This is a genomic window from Pantoea dispersa (assembly GCF_019890955.1).
GTDB lineage: Bacteria > Pseudomonadota > Gammaproteobacteria > Enterobacterales > Enterobacteriaceae > Pantoea > Pantoea dispersa.
The window spans coordinates 2,125,801-2,143,321 of record NZ_CP082346.1; the positions used below are offsets into that span (position 1 = coordinate 2,125,801).

At 59.0% G+C, this 17,521-nt stretch carries 16 protein-coding genes; 5 read left to right on the forward strand and 11 right to left on the reverse strand.

Translation table 11 applies throughout. The annotated features are described in order from the left end of the window. Entirely contained in the window at positions 1-3,897 is a 3,897-nt protein-coding gene (hrpA, locus tag K7H94_RS09810; protein WP_222950967.1) for an ATP-dependent RNA helicase HrpA, read from the reverse strand. A gap of 254 nt (positions 3,898-4,151) precedes the next feature. Between hrpA and azoR the strand changes: the two genes are divergently transcribed. Then, the gene (gene azoR / locus K7H94_RS09815) at positions 4,152-4,751 is read left to right on the forward strand and encodes an FMN-dependent NADH-azoreductase (protein ID WP_222950968.1); all 600 of its coding nucleotides are present in this window, start codon (positions 4,152-4,154) and stop codon (positions 4,749-4,751) included. Between the two features lie 78 nt (positions 4,752-4,829). Here azoR and K7H94_RS09820 read toward each other — a convergent pair whose 3' ends face one another. Genes K7H94_RS09820 through K7H94_RS09830 form a run of 3 tightly spaced genes read right to left on the reverse strand, consistent with a single transcriptional unit; the run spans position 4,830 to position 7,965 of the window. After that, positions 4,830-5,150 (reverse strand): YdbL family probable chaperone protein, encoded by a 321-nt coding sequence (locus tag K7H94_RS09820; protein WP_222950969.1) that lies wholly within the window; start codon positions 5,148-5,150, stop codon positions 4,830-4,832. Between the two features lie 11 nt (positions 5,151-5,161). Further along, positions 5,162-5,350, reverse strand: a complete 189-nt coding sequence (locus K7H94_RS09825) for a YnbE family lipoprotein (protein ID WP_010618431.1) — start codon at positions 5,348-5,350, stop codon at positions 5,162-5,164. Continuing rightward, positions 5,347-7,965: a YdbH family protein gene (locus K7H94_RS09830; RefSeq protein WP_222950970.1), complete on the reverse strand. Its 2,619-nt coding sequence runs from the start codon at positions 7,963-7,965 to the stop codon at positions 5,347-5,349. Before K7H94_RS09830 ends, K7H94_RS09825 begins: the two co-directional genes overlap by 4 nt. Positions 7,966-8,130: 165 nt before the next feature. On the opposite strand from K7H94_RS09830, the gene K7H94_RS09835 reads away from it, so the two are divergent. Further along, complete coding sequence (locus tag K7H94_RS09835) at positions 8,131-9,123, forward strand: 2-hydroxyacid dehydrogenase (protein WP_141495469.1); 993 nt, start codon at positions 8,131-8,133, stop codon at positions 9,121-9,123. Positions 9,124-9,138: 15 nt separating this feature from the next. Here K7H94_RS09835 and K7H94_RS09840 read toward each other — a convergent pair whose 3' ends face one another. Beyond that, the gene (locus K7H94_RS09840; protein ID WP_021506124.1) at positions 9,139-9,411 is read right to left on the reverse strand and encodes a putative hemolysin; all 273 of its coding nucleotides are present in this window, start codon (positions 9,409-9,411) and stop codon (positions 9,139-9,141) included. A 188-nt stretch (positions 9,412-9,599) separates the two neighbouring features. Here K7H94_RS09840 and K7H94_RS09845 point away from each other — a divergent pair, with 188 nt between their 5' ends. Then, complete coding sequence (locus K7H94_RS09845; RefSeq protein WP_222950971.1) at positions 9,600-10,256, forward strand: MgtC/SapB family protein; 657 nt, start codon at positions 9,600-9,602, stop codon at positions 10,254-10,256. Positions 10,257-10,333: 77 nt separating this feature from the next. On the opposite strand, the gene K7H94_RS09850 is transcribed toward K7H94_RS09845, so the two are convergent. Next, positions 10,334-10,534, reverse strand: coding sequence for a DUF2767 family protein (locus K7H94_RS09850; protein WP_010618426.1), 201 nt, complete (start codon positions 10,532-10,534; stop codon positions 10,334-10,336). A 146-nt stretch (positions 10,535-10,680) separates the two neighbouring features. Beyond that, positions 10,681-11,046, reverse strand: a complete 366-nt coding sequence (gene iraP, locus K7H94_RS09855) for an anti-adapter protein IraP (protein ID WP_010618425.1) — start codon at positions 11,044-11,046, stop codon at positions 10,681-10,683. Between the two features lie 325 nt (positions 11,047-11,371). On the opposite strand from iraP, the gene ttcA reads away from it, so the two are divergent. Then, positions 11,372-12,307 (forward strand): tRNA 2-thiocytidine(32) synthetase TtcA, encoded by a 936-nt coding sequence (ttcA, locus tag K7H94_RS09860; RefSeq protein ID WP_021506126.1) that lies wholly within the window; start codon positions 11,372-11,374, stop codon positions 12,305-12,307. Between the two features lie 53 nt (positions 12,308-12,360). Here the strand turns inward: ttcA and K7H94_RS09865 are convergent, their stop codons facing one another. The 3 genes from K7H94_RS09865 to K7H94_RS09875 all read right to left on the reverse strand — a co-directional run bounded on the left by K7H94_RS09865 (position 12,361) and on the right by K7H94_RS09875 (position 15,546). Further along, positions 12,361-12,507: a hypothetical protein gene (locus K7H94_RS09865; protein WP_021506127.1), complete on the reverse strand. Its 147-nt coding sequence runs from the start codon at positions 12,505-12,507 to the stop codon at positions 12,361-12,363. A 307-nt stretch (positions 12,508-12,814) separates the two neighbouring features. After that, entirely contained in the window at positions 12,815-13,798 is a 984-nt protein-coding gene (zntB, locus tag K7H94_RS09870) for a zinc transporter ZntB (RefSeq protein ID WP_021506128.1), read from the reverse strand. A 128-nt stretch (positions 13,799-13,926) separates the two neighbouring features. Continuing rightward, positions 13,927-15,546, reverse strand: coding sequence for a peptide ABC transporter substrate-binding protein (locus tag K7H94_RS09875; RefSeq protein ID WP_222950972.1), 1,620 nt, complete (start codon positions 15,544-15,546; stop codon positions 13,927-13,929). A 188-nt stretch (positions 15,547-15,734) separates the two neighbouring features. Here K7H94_RS09875 and mpaA point away from each other — a divergent pair, with 188 nt between their 5' ends. Further along, positions 15,735-16,448 (forward strand): murein tripeptide amidase MpaA, encoded by a 714-nt coding sequence (mpaA, locus tag K7H94_RS09880; protein ID WP_141495471.1) that lies wholly within the window; start codon positions 15,735-15,737, stop codon positions 16,446-16,448. On the opposite strand, the gene ycjG is transcribed toward mpaA, so the two are convergent. After that, positions 16,417-17,403 (reverse strand): L-Ala-D/L-Glu epimerase, encoded by a 987-nt coding sequence (ycjG, locus tag K7H94_RS09885; protein ID WP_141495472.1) that lies wholly within the window; start codon positions 17,401-17,403, stop codon positions 16,417-16,419. The two genes, mpaA and ycjG, sit on opposite strands and share 32 nt — an antisense overlap. Positions 17,404-17,521: the final 118 nt, after the last annotated feature.

The window sequence follows — 17,521 nt, forward strand, 5'->3', positions numbered from 1 at the left end:
TCAGCCCAGCTGCTCCATCGCCTGCAGAATACGTTTGTCGGAGATGGGATACGGCGTGCCCAGCTGCTGCGCAAAATAACTGATGCGCAGCTCTTCCAGCATCCAGCGGATCGCCTGTACCTCTTCATCGTCCTGACGCTGCGGCGGCAGCTTGTTGCGCCAGCTTTGCCACGCCTGCTCCACCGCCTGCACTTTCAGCATCCTCGCCCGATCGCTGTGCGGATCGACCGGCAGCTTCTCCAGCCGGCGCTCAATACCGTGCAGATAGCGCAGGGTGTCGCCCAGCCGCTGATAGCCGTTGCCGGTGACAAAACCGCGATAAACCAGGCCACTCAGCTGCGTTTTGATATCCGCCAGCGCCAGTGCCAGCGTCATGTCCACCCGTCCCTTAAGGAACTTGTTGATGTTGAACACGCTGGTGAGAATCTGCTCGACCTGGCTGGCGATGGTCACCACCGTGTCGTTGAGTTCAGCGCGTACTTTATCGCGCAGCTGCTCGAAGTTTTGCTGCTGCCACGCCGGCCCACCGGCGTCCGCCATCAGCTTATCCACGCCGCAGGCGATACAGTCATCAATCAGCTCCAGCACTTTGCCGTACGGATTAAAATAGAGTCCGAGCTTGGCTTTGTTTGGCAGCTTCTCGTGCAGATACTTGATCGGCGAAGGAATGTTCAGCAGCAATAACCGCCGCTGGCCGCGCCACATCATCTTCTGCTGCTCGCGTTCACTGTCAAACAGGCGAATCGCGACGCTGTCTTTTTCATCCACCAGCGCCGGCCAGGCTTTGACCTGATAGTTGCCGCGCTTCTGCTCATAGCTTTGCGGCAGATCGCCGAAGCTCCACAGATGCAGCCCGCGCTGTTCCAGCCCGTCATCCGCCACGTTGGACAGCGTCTCCTGCACCTTGCCTTTCAGCACCTGCTTCAGCTGATGCAGGTCTTTGCCTTCCTGCAGCTTACGGTTGTGCTCATCCACCACGCGGAAGGTCATTTTCAGGTGATCGGGCACCTGATCCCACTGCCAGGCGTCGCGCTCAATGGTGACGCCAGACATGCGGCGGAACTCACGCTCCAGCGCATCCAGCAGCGGCTGCTCCAGCGCCGTCACGCGGCCAAGGAAGGCTTCGGCGTAGTTGGGTGCCGGCACAAAGTTGCGCCGCACCGGCTTGGGCAGCGACTTAATCAGCGCGATGATCAGCTCGCGGCGCACGCCGGGGATCTGCCACTCGAAGCCGGCTTCGTCGACCTGGTTGAGCAGCGGCAGCGGGATGTGCACCGTCACACCATCCGCATCGGCCCCCGGTTCAAACTGGTAGCTGAGCTTCAGTTTCAGGTTGCCCTGATGCCAGAAATTCGGGTAATCCAGCTGGCTGACCTTCTCCGCGCCGTCTTTGATCAGCATCTGCTTATCAAAGCTCAGCAGATCCGGATTGTCCTTACTGGCCTGTTTCCACCAGCTGTCAAAGTGCCGCGCTGAGACCACCTCGCTGCCAATGCGGCGATCGTAAAACGCAAACAGCGTCTCGTCATCGACTAAAATGTCGCGCCGCCGCGATTTGTGCTCCAGATCCTCGATTTCACTGCGCAGTTTCAGGTTGTTGCGGAAGAAGGCGTGACGCGTCTGCCAGTCGCCCTCCACCAGCGCATGACGAATAAACAGCTCCCGGCTGAGCTGCGGATCGATGCGGCTGTAATTGACCTTACGCGCCTGCACAATCGGCAGCCCGTACAGCGTAACTTTCTCGGTGGCCATGACTGCGCCCTGCGCTTTCTCCCAGTGCGGTTCACTGTAGCTGCGCTTCAGCAGATGCTGGGCCAGCGGTTCGATCCACTCCGGATCAATGCGCGCCGCACCGCGGCCCCACAGGCGGCTGGTCTCCACCAGTTCCGCCACCACGGTCCATTTTGGCGGCTTCTTAAACAGCCCGGAACCGGGGAAAATAGCGAAACGCGCGTTGCGTGCGCCGGTAAACTCCTGCTTTTCCGCATCTTTCTGACCGATGTGTGACAGTAAACCGGTGAGCAGCGCGCAGTGTACTTCACGGTACGGTGCCGGCTCGCTGTTGAGCGGCATGCCCAGTTCCCGCACCACCTGACGCAGCTGGGTGTAGATGTCCTGCCATTCGCGCACGCGCAGGTAATTGAGATAATCGCTTTTACACTGGCGGCGGAACTGATTGCCGGACAGCGCTTTCTGCTGTTCCTGCAGGTAGTTCCACAGATTAACGAAAGCGAGAAAGTCTGACTCTTTGTCGGCAAAACGCCGGTGTTTCTCGTCAGATGCCTGCTGTTTCTCCACCGGACGCTCGCGCGGATCCTGAATCGACAGCGCAGCGGCAATAATCATCACTTCGCGCACGCAGCTAAATTTCTGCGCTTCCAGCACCATGCGCGCCAGCCGCGGATCGACTGGCAGCTGCGCCAGGCTGCGGCCGGACGGCGTCAGTTTGTACGCACCTTCCTCACTCAGGGTAATCGCGCCGAGCTCCTCCAGCAGGCGCACGCCGTCCTGAATGTTGCGCTTATCCGGCGCTTCGACGAACGGGAATGCGGCGATGTCGCCCAGTCCAAGCGCCGTCATCTGCAAAATCACCGACGCCAGGTTGGTACGCAGAATTTCCGGGTCGGTAAACGCCGGGCGGCTGAGGAAATCATCCTCCGAATAGAGGCGGATACAGATCCCTTCCGACACGCGGCCGCAGCGCCCTTTGCGCTGGTTAGCCGACGCCTGCGAGATCGGCTCGATCGGCAGACGCTGCACTTTGGTACGGTAGCTGTAACGGCTGATGCGCGCGGTGCCGGGATCGATGACATATTTAATGCCCGGCACGGTGAGCGAGGTCTCGGCGACGTTGGTCGCCAGCACAATGCGGCGGCCGCTGTGCGCCTGGAACACCCGGTTCTGTTCGGCGTTGGACAGGCGCGCATAGAGCGGCAGAATCTCGGTGTGCGGTAAATCGCGCTTCATCAGCGCATCGGCGGTATCGCGAATTTCGCGCTCACCGCTCATGAAGATTAGGATATCGCCACGCCCTTCGCTGCTCAGTTCGTCAACCGCATCGAAAATTGCCTGCAGCTGATCGCGCTCGGTGTCTTCGGCATCTTCTACCACCGGACGATAGCGTACATCGACCGGATACGTGCGGCCCGAAACCTCGATTACCGGGGCATTATTGAAGTGGCGCGAGAAGCGCTGCGGATCGATGGTTGCGGAGGTGATGATCACTTTCAGATCGGGACGACGCGGCAGCAGCTCGCGCAGGTAACCCAGCAGGAAATCGATGTTCAGACTGCGTTCGTGCGCTTCATCAATGATGATGGTGTCATACTGCAGCAGCAGACGATCCTGCTGAATTTCCGCCAGCAGAATACCGTCGGTCATCAGTTTGACTTGGGTGGTTTCGCTGACCTGATCGTTAAACCGCACCTTGTAACCGACGGTGCCGCCGGGCGTGGTTTCCAGCTCTTCGGCAATGCGGTTCGCCACGGTGCGTGCCGCCAGGCGACGCGGCTGCGTATGCCCAATCAGCCCTTTCACACCGCGCCCGAGCGCCAGACAGATCTTTGGCAGCTGGGTGGTTTTACCTGAGCCGGTCTCACCGGCGACAATCACTACCTGATGATCGCGAATCGCGTCGGCGATGTCCTGCTGCTTCTGGCTGACCGGCAGATTGTCCGGAAACGTAATGCGCGGCGTCGCGGCGGCGCGCTGCGCCACGCGCTGTTCTGCCGCGGCGAACACCGGCTCCAGCTCAGCCATAATTTCCTGCTGCGCCGCGGGATTTTTCACCTTTGCCGCCCCGTGCAGACGACGCTGCAGCGCTTTGCGGTCGCGCAGCATCAGGTTATCGAGCCGCGACCAGAGTGGGGCCAGAGGTGACGTAACGGATGATGACATAGTGATGAATTACCTGTTGTTGCAGTGAGCCGGCACTCGCGGCTCGGCGCCGGGCAGAATTTTCCGGCGGATTCAATCGATTAATGCCCGCCATCTTAGCACAGATTGGAACATCTCACCTGACCGGACGTGCCACCTTATTCAATAATTTCGAACATAGGCCTCGAAATATTGCGCTTTTACCTGCGGGATGAACTCCGTAGAGTGTAACGCATTGAGCGGTAAGCCAACCGCGTAACGTACAGGAAAATACCATGAGCAAAGTTTTAGTTCTGAAATCAAGCATCCTTGCCGGTTACTCACAGTCTAACCAGCTGGCAGACTTCTACGCTGATGAAGCCCGCGCCAAAGGCGACGAAGTCACGGTACGCGATCTGGCTGCCCAGCCGATTCCGGTACTGGACGGTGAACTGGTTGGCGCCCTGCGTCCTTCAGACGCGCCGCTGTCGCCACGTCAGCAGGACGCGCTGGCCCTGTCCGATGAACTGATTGCTGAACTGCAGGCGCACGATACCGTGGTTATCGCCGCTCCGATGTACAACTTCAACATTCCTACTCAGCTGAAAAACTACTTTGACCTGATTGCCCGTGCCGGCGTCACCTTCCGCTACACCGAAGCAGGCCCGGAAGGTCTGGTGAAAGGCAAACGTGCGGTGATCCTCTCCAGCCGTGGCGGCATTCACAAAGACACCCCGACTGATCTGCTGACCCCGTACGTGAAACTGTTCCTCGGCTTCATCGGCATCACCGACGTTGACTTCGTGTTCGCCGAAGGTATTGCCTACGGTCCGGAAGTGGCAACCAAAGCCGCCAGCGATGCCAAAAACGCCATCAAACAGATTGTTGCTGCGTAATCATCATTAAAACAATGCTATCTGTCTTGCCGGGCCTGAGTGCCCGGCTTTTTTATGCCTGCGCTGTCGTGGAAGCAGCTATTTCTGCACCCACTGGCCATTAATCCCGCGCACATATTCGCCGCTGCCGGCACGGTTAACCAGCTTCTCGCCGGCGATGCGCGCCACCTCGGCGGTGGTGAGATTGTTCTGCTGCGCCACGCGCTGATACTGCTGGCTGCGGCCGTCATTGATGCGCTTAACCAGCGCCAGCGTCTCGTCATCCCGCTGACGGGCGGCGATGTAACCGCTCAGCGTTTCGCCCACGCGCCCCTGCTGGCGCGCCTGATCCAGCGTCAGCGCCCAGGCCGACGGCACCAGCAAAAACGCCAGCAACAGCGCTATCCCCTTGCGTTTCATCGAGCCTCTCCTCAAAACAGTCCGCTCTGATTCTTCAGCAGCGCTTCGACGTCTTTATCCACCTTGATGTGGATTTCATGTTCGATTTTTACGTTCATGTTGATGGTGATTGGCTCTTTGGGTGCGGCGACTTCGATGCGCGGCACACAGCCCAGCAGCGGCAGTCCCGCTGTCAGCACCAGTAATGCCCTCAGGCTCATGGTTTCGGGTCCTTGTTGGATGGCAGGGTGGCGTTTTGCTCCACCCAGGATTGCAAATTATCGCCAAAGCGCAGGCTGCGCCACAGCTGGAACAGGTTTTCCTGATGTCGGTAATTAAGATTGACGGACTGGCGGCGGTTACTGAACTGGCTGGTGCCTTTCACCTCGCTTTGCAGAATCAGGTTACCGAAGTTATCCAGATCCAGCGTCGCCCACGAACGGGCAATCTCCATGTAGCGCAGCCAGTCCATCGCCGCCCCGGCGGCCACGTTATTGCTGACAATCGCATCCGCCATGTCTTTGTCCATGCGGAACGTCAGCGGGCCGCTGTTAGCGATCCAGCCCTTTTCAATCAGCCAGTGCGGATTGTTCACCCACAGCGGCAATTCGCCATTCACTTTACCGGACATGGCAAACTGCTTCGGCTTGAGCGCCGTCACCAGCCGGCTGAGATCAATGTCACGCAGCGAAATCCGCGCCGGCTGATGCTGCGGTAAACGCAATGCTGGCATGCTGACGTGCCCGCCGAGCAGATCGAGATTGACGTTACTGAGCGTCAGCGGCTGGCGCTCCTGCCACGGATAGTGGCCCTGCAGATCCGCAGTTATGTTTTGCAGCGCAAACTGGTTCTTCACTTCGGCGATGCGCAGCGACACCGGCCCGCGGCGGCCCAGCTGCCACTGATGATCTTTCAGGCGGAACGGCAGGGTAAAATCGATGCCGTTGATTTCACTGTCCGGCATCCACACGCTGCCCTGGTTCACCGCCCAGAAACCGCCCGCCTCAAACCCCTGGCCGCTGGCGGCGGAAAAGGCCATCTGCGCGCGCAGCTCGCCAGACTGGATACGCATCTTCAGATCGCTGCTCAGCAGCGGCTGAAATACGCTGAGCGACTGCGCCGGCCACCAGGCTTCGCCGCGCAGCCGCTCGCCGTCCCAGCGGCCATGAACGCGCAGCGGTCCGATGTCTTCCGCGGTGAGCTGACCGCGCCACAGAAAATGCCCAGGGTCGCGCCCTTTGGCATCGAAACGCAGTTCGGACGGCGGCAGCCAGCCACCGTAGCTGAAGCGCGTCTGGCCGGAGCGCAGCGCAAACCCGCCGTTAAACGCCGGCTGTGCCACATCGCGCTGCCAGCGCACCGGCGCGGTCAGCGTCAGGCGCGGCTTATCCACCTGCACCATGCCGTACGCCAGCTGATCAAACCCGGTGTTCAGCGTATCGAGGCTGATCAGGGTGTCGTGCCAGCTGCCGGTGCCCTTCACATCCCATTTGGCGCTAAGCGGCGCCATCACGCCTTCGCCCCAGTAACGCCAGTTCCAGCGTCCGCTGTCTGGCCAGAAGTCGCTGGCGCGGCCGTCGAGATGCAGCCTGAAGCGGCCGAAACTGGGGTCGTGCGCATTGAGAATCGCCTGTAACCGGCCGTTGATGCCGCGCGAGGCCACGCTGACGCCGGCCAGCGGCCAGCGCGCTTCATCCACTTCCAGCGTCGAGAGTAAGCGTCCGCGCAGGCGCAGCAGTGCGCCAGGCTGCAGGCTGAGCTGCGGATCGCTGAGCATGCCATGTAATTGTCCGGGAATGGTGCCGTACAGCTGCAGGTCGGCAAACTTGCTTTCGCCGGTTAACTGGAACGGCAGTGCGCTGTCAGTCAGGCTCAGCTTGCCCGGCCCAACGCTCAGTACCAGGTTGCCTTTCCCGCCGCGTCCGGCGGTCAGTAAATTGAAGCGGCCGCGGATCTGCGTCTGTTCCAGCCCCTGCTGCCAGTCATCCAGTGTCAGCGCCACGCTGCCCGACAGCGGCTGCGACCCGAACGGCCAGCGCCAGTGACCGGCAGTGATGCGGATTTGCTGTGCATCGACCTGCCACGGCAGCTGTAACAACGGCTGTGGTTCCTGTTGCTGGCGCACCACCAGTTCGCCCTGCTGCTGCTGCCAGTTGAGCGTCAGCGCCAGCGGCTGCGGCCACTGCGTCAGGTTAAGCGCACCGCTGAGCTCACCCGCCACCGGCAGGCCATCGGCAAACGTTGGCAGCGTCAGATTGCCATGCAGTTCGACCGGTTGCGGCAGTATGGGATGGCTGAGCTGCAGCTGATCAATGTGCAGCTGCTGCCCCTGCAGGCGCGCGGCGATGCGCAGGTTGTCGCCCTGATAACGCAGTTGCTGAAGGTCTTTGTCTAAGGTCAGATCGAAGCGGCCGGCATATTGCTGCCATGGCAAAATACTGAGCTGTTGCAGATGGATATCCGCGCCGGGCAGCATCTGCTGCCACTCTGCGAGGCTGCGCGGCGCATCGCGCGTGGCACTGTGCGGCAGCGCCTGCAGACAATCGCTGTTGAGCGCCACCTCGCGCGCATCAAGCTGCCAGCGCTGTTGCGTCCGGCCAAGCCCCACGTCGGCGACCTGCGCTAGCAGGCAGTCACCGACCAGATAGCGCACATCAGGAAACACCAGCCGGCCCTGCCGCCAGTGCGGCGCGCCATGTAGCTCGACGCGGGTATTTTCCGGCAGCCAGATACCTGCCAGCCGCGGCAGCCAGTGCGTCAGCGTCAGCAGCAATCCCAGCAGCAGCAGTATCAGCGCCAGTAGCGCAGCAAGTAGTCGACGGAGGCCCCGCGTCATGGCTGTTAACGTTCCTGTTCTTTACCCAATCCTGACAGAGATGATGGCATGTTACGCCCGGCAAATGAAGGCGTTACCGCTTTAGTCTGGCTGAAGAACAGCAAAATGACGCGGAAAACGTTATCCTGATGTGATACCGACGTAACATTTTTCAGGAGCGAAACAATGAAAGTTGCGGTTTACAGCACCAAGCATTACGACCAGAAATACCTCGAGCACGTTAACGAAAGCTACGGATTTGAGCTGCAGTTTTTTGACTTCCTGCTGAGCGAAACCACGGCGAAAAACGCCGCTGGCTGTGATGCGGTCTGTATCTTCGTTAACGATGACGGGAGCAAAGCGGTGCTGGCGGAGCTGGCGGCGCTGGGCGTGAAATATATCGCGCTGCGCTGTGCCGGTTTCAATAACGTCGACCTCGACGCCGCAGCCGCGCTGGGACTGCAGGTGGTGCGCGTGCCCGCTTACTCGCCGGAAGCGGTAGCGGAACACGCGGTAGGTCTGATGATGACGCTCAACCGCCGCATTCACCGCGCTTACCAGCGCACGCGCGATGCCAACTTCTCGCTGGACGGCCTGACCGGTTTCAACATGCATAACAAAACCGCTGGCGTGGTCGGCACCGGCAAGATTGGTGTGGCGACGATGCGCATCCTGAAAGGTTTTGGCATGCGTCTGCTGGCGTACGATCCGTACCCCAGTGACGCCGCGCTGGCGCTCGGGGCGGAATATGTTGATTTGAAAACGCTGCTGGCGGAGTCCGATGTCATCACCCTGCACTGTCCGCTGACGCCGGAAAACCATCATCTGCTCAACGCACAGGCGTTCAGTCAGATGAAAGATGGGGTGATGATTATCAATACCAGCCGCGGTGGGCTGATTGATTCACAGGCGGCGATTGAGGCGCTGAAACAGCAGAAAATCGGCTCGCTCGGCATGGATGTGTATGAGAACGAACGCGACCTGTTTTTTGAAGACAAGTCAAATGACGTGATTCAGGACGACGTGTTCCGCCGCCTGTCGGCCTGTCACAACGTGTTGTTTACCGGCCATCAGGCCTTTCTCACCGCCGAAGCGCTGACGGCGATTTCAGAAACCACGCTCAGCAATTTACAGCAGCTGGCGCGCGGGGAAACCTGTTCAAATCAGGTTAAGGCGTAACGCTCTGCGCCTGCGTTAGCGGGCGCAGGCACCGCCAATCAGCGCCTGTTCGTCGCAGCGACGACCATTTGCCAGCTGACACATCCCGATGCGTGAACCGTCTAACTGACGCGAGAACGCCAGCGTGCCACCTGCGCTGTTGCAGTTGGCTTCTGCCATGGACGACATCACGACGTGCGGCTGCACGTGCGCGGCGGTGGCCTGTTGCGGCGGTTCATTGTCGCTGTTGCTGCTGCAGGCAGAGAGTAACAGCGCTGCGCCGGCCAGCAGTAAAGTTGCGGCTTTCATCGGTCGGGCTCCGGGAGTGTGAGCGGAAAAGTCGCACCAGCATATGTCAGCAGCGGTGCGCGATCGATAGGCGACACAGCTTTTTACAAAATTTAATATCGTCGTTGGCAAGCAGAATTATCCTGATTGCAGCGTTTTCCCTCTTTCTCAGCCTGTTCATACGCAACATCAATCAATAAGGAGGAAGGATGTTAGCCGACATGCTCATCCGCATCGCGTTAGCCGGAATACTGGGCGGACTGATTGGCCTGGAGCGCCAGATGCGCGCTAAAGAAGCCGGCCTGCGCACCCACATTCTGGTCGGTATTGGCAGCGCCATGTTCATGCTGGTGTCAAAATATGGCTTTGCCGATGTGCTGACTAACGACCATGTGGCGCTGGATCCCAGCCGTATTGCGGCGCAGGTGGTCAGCGGCATGGGCTTCCTTGGCGCTGGCACCATCATCATTCAAAAGCAGATTGTGAAAGGCCTGACAACCGCCGCCGGCCTGTGGGTGACCGCCGCGATTGGCCTGGTGATCGGTAGCGGTATGTACGAAATCGGTATTTACGGTACGGTGCTGGCGCTGATGGTGCTGGAAACGTTCCGCCGTATCAGCCACTGGCTGATTGGCCGCCATCACACTCTTATCGTCCATCTCAAAGCCAAAAGCGTACCGCTGGTGTTGCTGGTACTGCAGCGCGAAAATTTGCGCTATGGCCACATCGCTGTGGTCAATCGTAACGAAGAGAGCGGCCTGTGCGAGCTGAGCGTTGAGGTGACGTTGTCACGCAGATTTCCTATGCACAGCATTTATGACAAAGTGATGGAAATCAAAGGCGTGCAGTCGCTGGAAATGGTTTGACTGCGCTGCCGCTGGCGGGTTAATCGCTGCGGTGGAGGCGAGATAAAAAGCCCGGCGCTGAAGGCCGGGCGGCTGGGTTAGCAGGGTTTGAGTTGTCCAATCGCCATTTCAACGGCGCGATTGGGCGCGCCGGTTAATTCCCGATAGCGCAGTTGCAGGTTCCGCAACTCGCTGGCCAGCACCTCTTTTTCGGTAGCGGCACCGCGCTGCGCCAGTTCCAGATAGCATTGCCCCACCAGCCGGCACGCCTCCTCAAACACCATATCGTACGTTTGCATTATTCCTCTCCTCACCTTTAAAAACTAAAAAAAGCGCTGAATCCATCCTGTCAGCGCAGTGAGAAGAAATCTTTACCCAGATCAATAAATATGCAGTTACCGCTGGCAAAATGTGCGCAATGGTAGCCGACTGCGGCGCTGCGTGATTAAGACGGATCCTTTTTGTCGTCATCGCTGGCGCTGCTCACACCGGTAATACCTTCCAGCGCCTGCTGGTTGATGACATCATCGGCGCTGTCAACCGCACGCGAAATCGTCAACAGATCCTGGAACTCGCTCAGCAGAATAGCGGCGTCCGACTTAAGCATATCGTCAGCCTCGGCTGACTCAATCACCATGTTGATGGCTTTGTTGGCGCTTTCAATAACTTCAGTGACACCGCCTTTCTTACTGACGGCCAGTACCAGCGCACCGATCAGCAGCGACTGAGCCTCAACGCGCGCGGTCAACTGCTTGGTGGTGGCATCGATTTGTGAAATCTTCGCCAGCATGCTTAACACAACATTTTTCATCGCTTATTCCTCCCTGGGGAAGCAGGCAGTGTACCGCTTGCCAAATCCGCGACAAACTAAAAATTGTGAATAGCGCAACAGGTCTCTGACCGCGATCGCGCGGCGCACAGAGCGCATCACTGGCAAACCCATAAATCGTGCTGGAATTTGGCGCTGTAATCCGTACCATACGCCACAGACTTTTCCTGCTGACTGCGGTCAGCCGGCACCCATAAAGGCCAGCGCAGCGACCCACAGCGTGCGCGGACACGGTTAATGCAGGCCTGACCAGGGCCGCATCAACGCGACATCCGCAGCTGACCAGCGATCACCGAGACCGAAATTCATGTCTGAACATCAAGAAGTTAATAAAAAAGAGCAGTACAACCTGAACAAACTGCAGAAGCGCCTGCGCCGTAACGTCGGTGAAGCGATTGCGGATTTCAACATGATTGAGGAAGGCGATCGCATCATGGTGTGCCTGTCCGGCGGTAAAGACAGCTACACCATGCTGGAAATTCTGCGTAACCTGCAGCAGAGCGCCCCGGTCAACTTTTCGCTGGTGGCAGTGAATCTTGACCAGAAACAGCCGGGATTCCCGGCACACGTGCTGCCGGCTTACCTCGACACGCTGGGCGTGGAGTATCAGATCGTCAACGAAGACACTTACTCCATCGTTAAAGAAAAAATTCCGGAAGGCAAAACCACCTGCTCGCTCTGTTCACGCCTGCGTCGCGGTATTCTTTACCGTACCGCCACTGAACTGGGCTGCACCAAGATTGCCTTAGGTCACCACCGCGATGACATCCTGCAGACGCTGTTCCTCAACATGTTTTACGGCGGCAAGATGAAAGGCATGCCGCCAAAACTGATGAGCGACGACGGTAAACATATCGTGATTCGCCCGCTGGCCTACTGCCGCGAAAAAGATATCGTGCGGTTTGCCGAAGCGCGCCAGTACCCTATCATTCCGTGCAACCTGTGTGGTTCACAGCCGAACCTGCAGCGCCAGGTGGTTGCCGATATGCTGCGTGACTGGGATAAGCGCTATCCGGGCCGCATTGAAACCATGTTCAGCGCCATGCAGAACATCGTGCCATCACATATGGCTGATATTAATCTGTTTGATTTTAAAGGCATTAAGCATGGTGATGCGGTGGTTGACGGCGGGGACATTGGTTTTGATCGCGAATCGCTGCCAGCGCAGCCGGTCGGCTGGCAGGCTGACGAGGACGATCAGCCGGATCTGAGCGCTCGCCTCGACGTGCTGGAAATTAAATAACGCGGTGACTTTGCAGCATAAAGGCGCGTCGCTCCGGCAACGCGCCTTTTTTATTAGCGGTGCGGTGGAGGATCGCTAATCGGCGGAAATTCAGGATCGTGCGGCGGCTCGGGCTCGGGAATCGGCTGCGGTTGCGGCACGGGTTCGGGAATCGGTGGCGGATCGGTCGGGATAGGTTCGCTGGCGTGAATCATGCGCATGCCGTTCTCCTGTTCGCTGAATGTCTGTTAAGCATAGGAAAGGATGCGGCAGCAAGCCAAACGGCAAAAAAAAGCCGGCGGATAAGCCGGCGTCGTACGAATCAAATGTGCTATGCAGTAATTCAAAAAAAGGAAGTAAGACAATATGGAGCGCAACGCCCATCGCTTGACGTTGCATTCACCTGCGGGAGAGAGTTTGCCCCGGTTGGGCTATGCGCTTATTGATGTCGATCAGGTTTTTTCCGCTTTTCTCCCCTGCACCGCCACAATTACCCGTTCATGACCTGCTGATAACCCCGTAGTAACATCACAGCCAGTTGCGGCGTTTCAGCCACAGCGCGACCCCCAGCACCATCACCAGTAACAACCCGCAGAACATGGTAAAGCCGTGCGGCCAGCTGCCACCGGGAATGCCACCGAGATTGACGCCAAACAGCCCGGTGAGAAACGTGGCGGGCAGGAAAATCATCGCCATCAGCGACATGGTGTAAGTGCGCCGGTTCATGGATTCCGCCAGCAGCGAGGCCACTTCATCCGCCAGAATACCGGTACGCGCCACACCCGCATTGAGGTCATCCAGCCCGCGCCCCAGCCGGTCCGCGACATCCTGCATGCGGCGGCGATCGTCATCGCTCATCCACGGCAGTTTCTCGCTTGCCAGCCGCGCATAGACATCACGCTGCGGCGCCATATAGCGGCGCATCACGATCAGCTGTTTACGCAGCAGCGCCAGCTCACCGCGCGCCGGGACCTGCTGGTCCATCAGCGCATCTTCCAGCGCGATAATTTTATCGTGCATCTCTTCAATGAATTCGCTGGCGTGATCGGTGAGCGCATCGCAGACGTCCACCAGCCAGCTGCCGCCGTCCACCGGGCCGTTGCCATTTTGCAGATCGGTCAGCACTTCATCGATGGCATACACTTTGCGACGGCGGGTAGAAACAATCAGCTTGTCATTGATAAATACCCGCATCGCCACCAGCTGGTCCGGGCGCGAATCGGCGTTATGATTCACGCTGCGCAGCACGATCATAAAACCGTCACCGAGACGCGTCACGCGCGGTCGCATGCTGTCACCGGCCAGCGCATCCCGCACCGCATCAGGGATCAGCGGCGTGTGCTGCAACCAGTCGGCGCTTTGCCGCTGGGTATAGTTCAGGTGTAGCCAGCAGTGACGCTCGCAGTTGATGACATCTTTATCTTCAATGGCGATAACGCCACCCTTGCCGTCGAACTGGCAGGCGACAATCGCATCCGACACCTGCAGCGCTTTTCCTTCAATGACGTTCACGTACTCGCCTCACTAGCAAAAACAATACGATACAGTCTAGCGCGGCGCGGGACAGTTGCAATTACCAGGGTGTGAGTAAAAATGACAGCGCAACCGGGCCGTTTACCGCCCTCCCTGGCGGTTCAGCGTCAGTGCTTCTCAATCCACAATTCCCGGCTGTAGGCAACGTCTTCCGGATTAGTGATGGGATAGCCCTTAACCCACGGCTTGATCAGCCGCCCGTTGGTGTACTGGTAGATCGGCGCAATCGGCGCCTGGTCAGCGATGATCTGCTCGGCTTTGTTGTAATCGGCATTACGCGCCGCCACGCTGGTTTCATTGCTGGCCTTACTCAACACCGCATCATATTCCGCGTTACTGAAGCGGGAAATATTGCCGCTGTGGCTGGCGGTCAGCAGGCTGAGGAAGGTCGACGGCTCATTGTAATCGCCCACCCAGGAAGCGCGAATCACATCGAAATTACCGCTGTTGCGGCTGTCGATATAGGTTTTCCACTCCTGGTTCTGCAATGTCACGTCAACGCCGAGATTCTTTTTCCACATCGAGGCCACCGCAATCGCAATCTTCTGGTGACTTTCAGAGGTGTTATACAGCAGCGTCAGGTGCAGCGGTTTAGCCGGGCCGTAACCGGCGGCGGTCAGCAGGGCTTTGGCCTGCGCATTCAGTTCCTGCTGGCTGTGCTGCTGCAGATAGCTCTGCTGCGGCGTGAAGCCGGCGGTGACGTCCGGTGTGAAGTGCCATGCCGGTTTCTCGCCGGTGCCCAGTACTTTTTCCGCGATAATGCGGCGGTCAATGCTCCATGACAGCGCCTTACGCACCCGCACATCCGCCGTCGGCCCTTTCTGGGTATTAAACGCGTAATAGTAGGTGCCAAGCTGATCCGGCGTATACACCTGCCCCGGCAGCTCTTTTTTCAGCAGGCCGTACATATTTTTCGGGAAGGATTCCGTGATATCGATGTCCCCGGCGCGGTAACGCTTGGTGGCGCTGGATTCTTCATTGATGGGAATAAAGGTCACTTTCGTCAGCACCGAATGGACGTTATCCCAGTAGTGCGGGTTGCGCACCAGCACAATCTTTTCGTTAACTACGCGCTCCTGCAATTGATAAGCGCCGTTGCCCACCAGTTTACCCGGCGCAGTCCAGCCATCGCCGTTTTGCGCGATGACCTTTTGCGGCACCGGGAACATCGCCACGTTAGCCACCATGCTGGGGAACCACGGTAGCGGACGTGACAACGTCACTTTGAGGTGCGTCTCATCGGTCGCTACTACGCCCAGCTTGTCCGGGCTCATCTGCCCTTTGGTGATGGCTTCAGCATTCTCAATGCCGCTCAGCGCGGCAAACCAGGCGAAAGGCGAGCTATTTTTCGGATCCACCAGACGTTGCCAGCTATAGACAAAATCCTGTGCGGTCACCGGTTCACCGCTGGACCAGCGCGCATCTTTGCGCAGCGTAAACAGCCAGGTTTTGTTGTCATTGCTGCTCCAGCTCTGCGCAACGCCCGGCACGATTTTGCCCTGTGCATCCTGGTTGGTCAGTCCTTCAAACAGATCGCGCAGCACCTGAATCTCCGGCAGACCGACTGCTTTGAGCGGATCAAGCGAGGCCGGTTCATCTTTGATATGGCGGACGATTTCCTGGCTGCTGGCCAGTTGCGCGCCGGCTGGCACACTGGCGGCATAGGCGGATGAGAGAGCGCTGCTGATGATGAGCGCGGCCAGCGTGGTGCAGAAAGTTAGTTTCATCACGACTCCTTGACCCGAAAAAAGGGCGACGGCCAAACCAATGCGTCGCCAGCAACTTTTCGCACTTTATCGCAAATCGCTGATTGATAAATAGCTATTTCCCCGTCTGCTGTTTACCGTTATGTTGAGGCTGGATTGCAGCTCACAATTTTTGCGGCTGAACGCGATGCATGACAGAGAGGAAGGTTATGTCGACACACCACCCGCGCCCGCTGCGCGGTAAGCTGGACGCCGTCTGGCAACAGTATGGACATTCGGTGCTGGGTGCGCCGCTGCTGTGGTTTCCGGCACCGGCGGCTGACGAGGACAGCGGACTGATTATTGCCGGCACCCACGGCGATGAAAACGCGGCGGTGGCCACGCTCTCTGCCGCCATGCGCACGCTGCCGGACACGCTGCGGCGTCATCATGTGATTCTGGCGGTCAATCCGGATGGCTGCCAGCTCGGGCTGCGCGCCAATGTCAACGGTGTTGATCTCAACCGCAACTTCCCTGCCGCCAACTGGCAAGCGGGCGATACTGTCTATCGCTGGAACAGCATGGCCGACGCGCGCGATGTGCTGCTCTCAACCGGAAACGCACCGGCGTCAGAGCCGGAAACCGCCGCACTGTGCCAGCTGATTCATCGTATCCGGCCGCGCTGGGTCGTCTCCTGGCACGAACCGCTGGCCTGTATTGACGATCCACACCATAGCCCGCTGGCCAGCTGGCTGGCGGAACAAACCGGTCTGCCGGTGGTGAGCAGCGTCGGCTACGCCACGCCGGGCTCGTTTGGCAGCTGGTGCGCCGATCTCAGTCTGCCCTGCATCACCGCCGAAATGCCCGCCATCTCGGTGGACGAAGCCACCGAGGTGTATCTTGATGCGATGATCAACCTGCTGCGCTGGCAGCCGTCGTCTTAAGCACGCCGTGCGAGAAGTGCAGCGACGGTTCCACATCGGCCGCCAGCCACGTCGGACCGTCGAGGTCAGCAAACGTGGCCTGCGGCGTTAACGGTAGCGCGGCGCGAATGGCGCGTGAGGTACACAACATACAGCCCAGCATGATGGCAAATCCCTGCGCGCGCGCGGCCGTGGCCAGCGCCAGCGCTTCGGTCAGCCCACCGGTTTTATCCAGTTTGATATTCACCATGTCGTAGCGCCCGTGCAGGGCTGCCAGACTGTCGCGCGTGTGGCAACTCTCATCCGCACAGATCGGTAGCGGATGGATAAAATGGGCCAGCGCCGCATCCTGCGCGGCAGGCAGCGGCTGCTCCAGCATCGCCACCTGCAAATCCGCCAGCAGCTGGCAACGCGCCGCCAGCCCTTCTGCCTGCCAGGATTCATTGGCATCGACGATCAGCGTGGCGTCCGGCACCGCACTGCGGATCGCCACCAGCCGTTCGCTGATCAGATGGTTATCCAGCTTAATTTTCAGCAGGCGCGCGCCGTGCTGCCATAGCGCCAGCGCGCTGCTGGCCATCGCTTCTGGCGTATCGATGCTGACGGTATGCGCCGTGACGATCTCCTGTGCCGGCAGCGCCTCACACAGCGCCGCCAGGCTGGTGCGCTGCTGCTGACGCTCCAGATCCCACAGCGCGCAATCAATCGCGTTGCGCGCGGCACCGGCCGGCAACGCCTGTTGCAGCGCTGCCCGCGTCATGCCGTTTTGTAACGCACCGAGCTGTGAAGCAATCTGCTGCAGCACCGAAGCCTCACTTTCGCCATAGCGCGCATAGGGCGTGGCCTCGCCAATCCCTTTGAGGCCATCCTGCTCAATCTCCACCACCACCACGTGCGCCTCGGTGCGGCTGCCGCGCGAAATCACAAACGGCGAGTGCAGCGGCCAGGCTTCCGGATAACTTTTCACTGTTCTCATACTGACTCCTCAAATCCATGACGTCATAACGTGCTGGTGCAGTTCCACGTTGAATTAGGCTCGTAAACCCTTAAAATTTATGTCATAAACAAACGCTATACCTGTTCTGGTGGGGTTA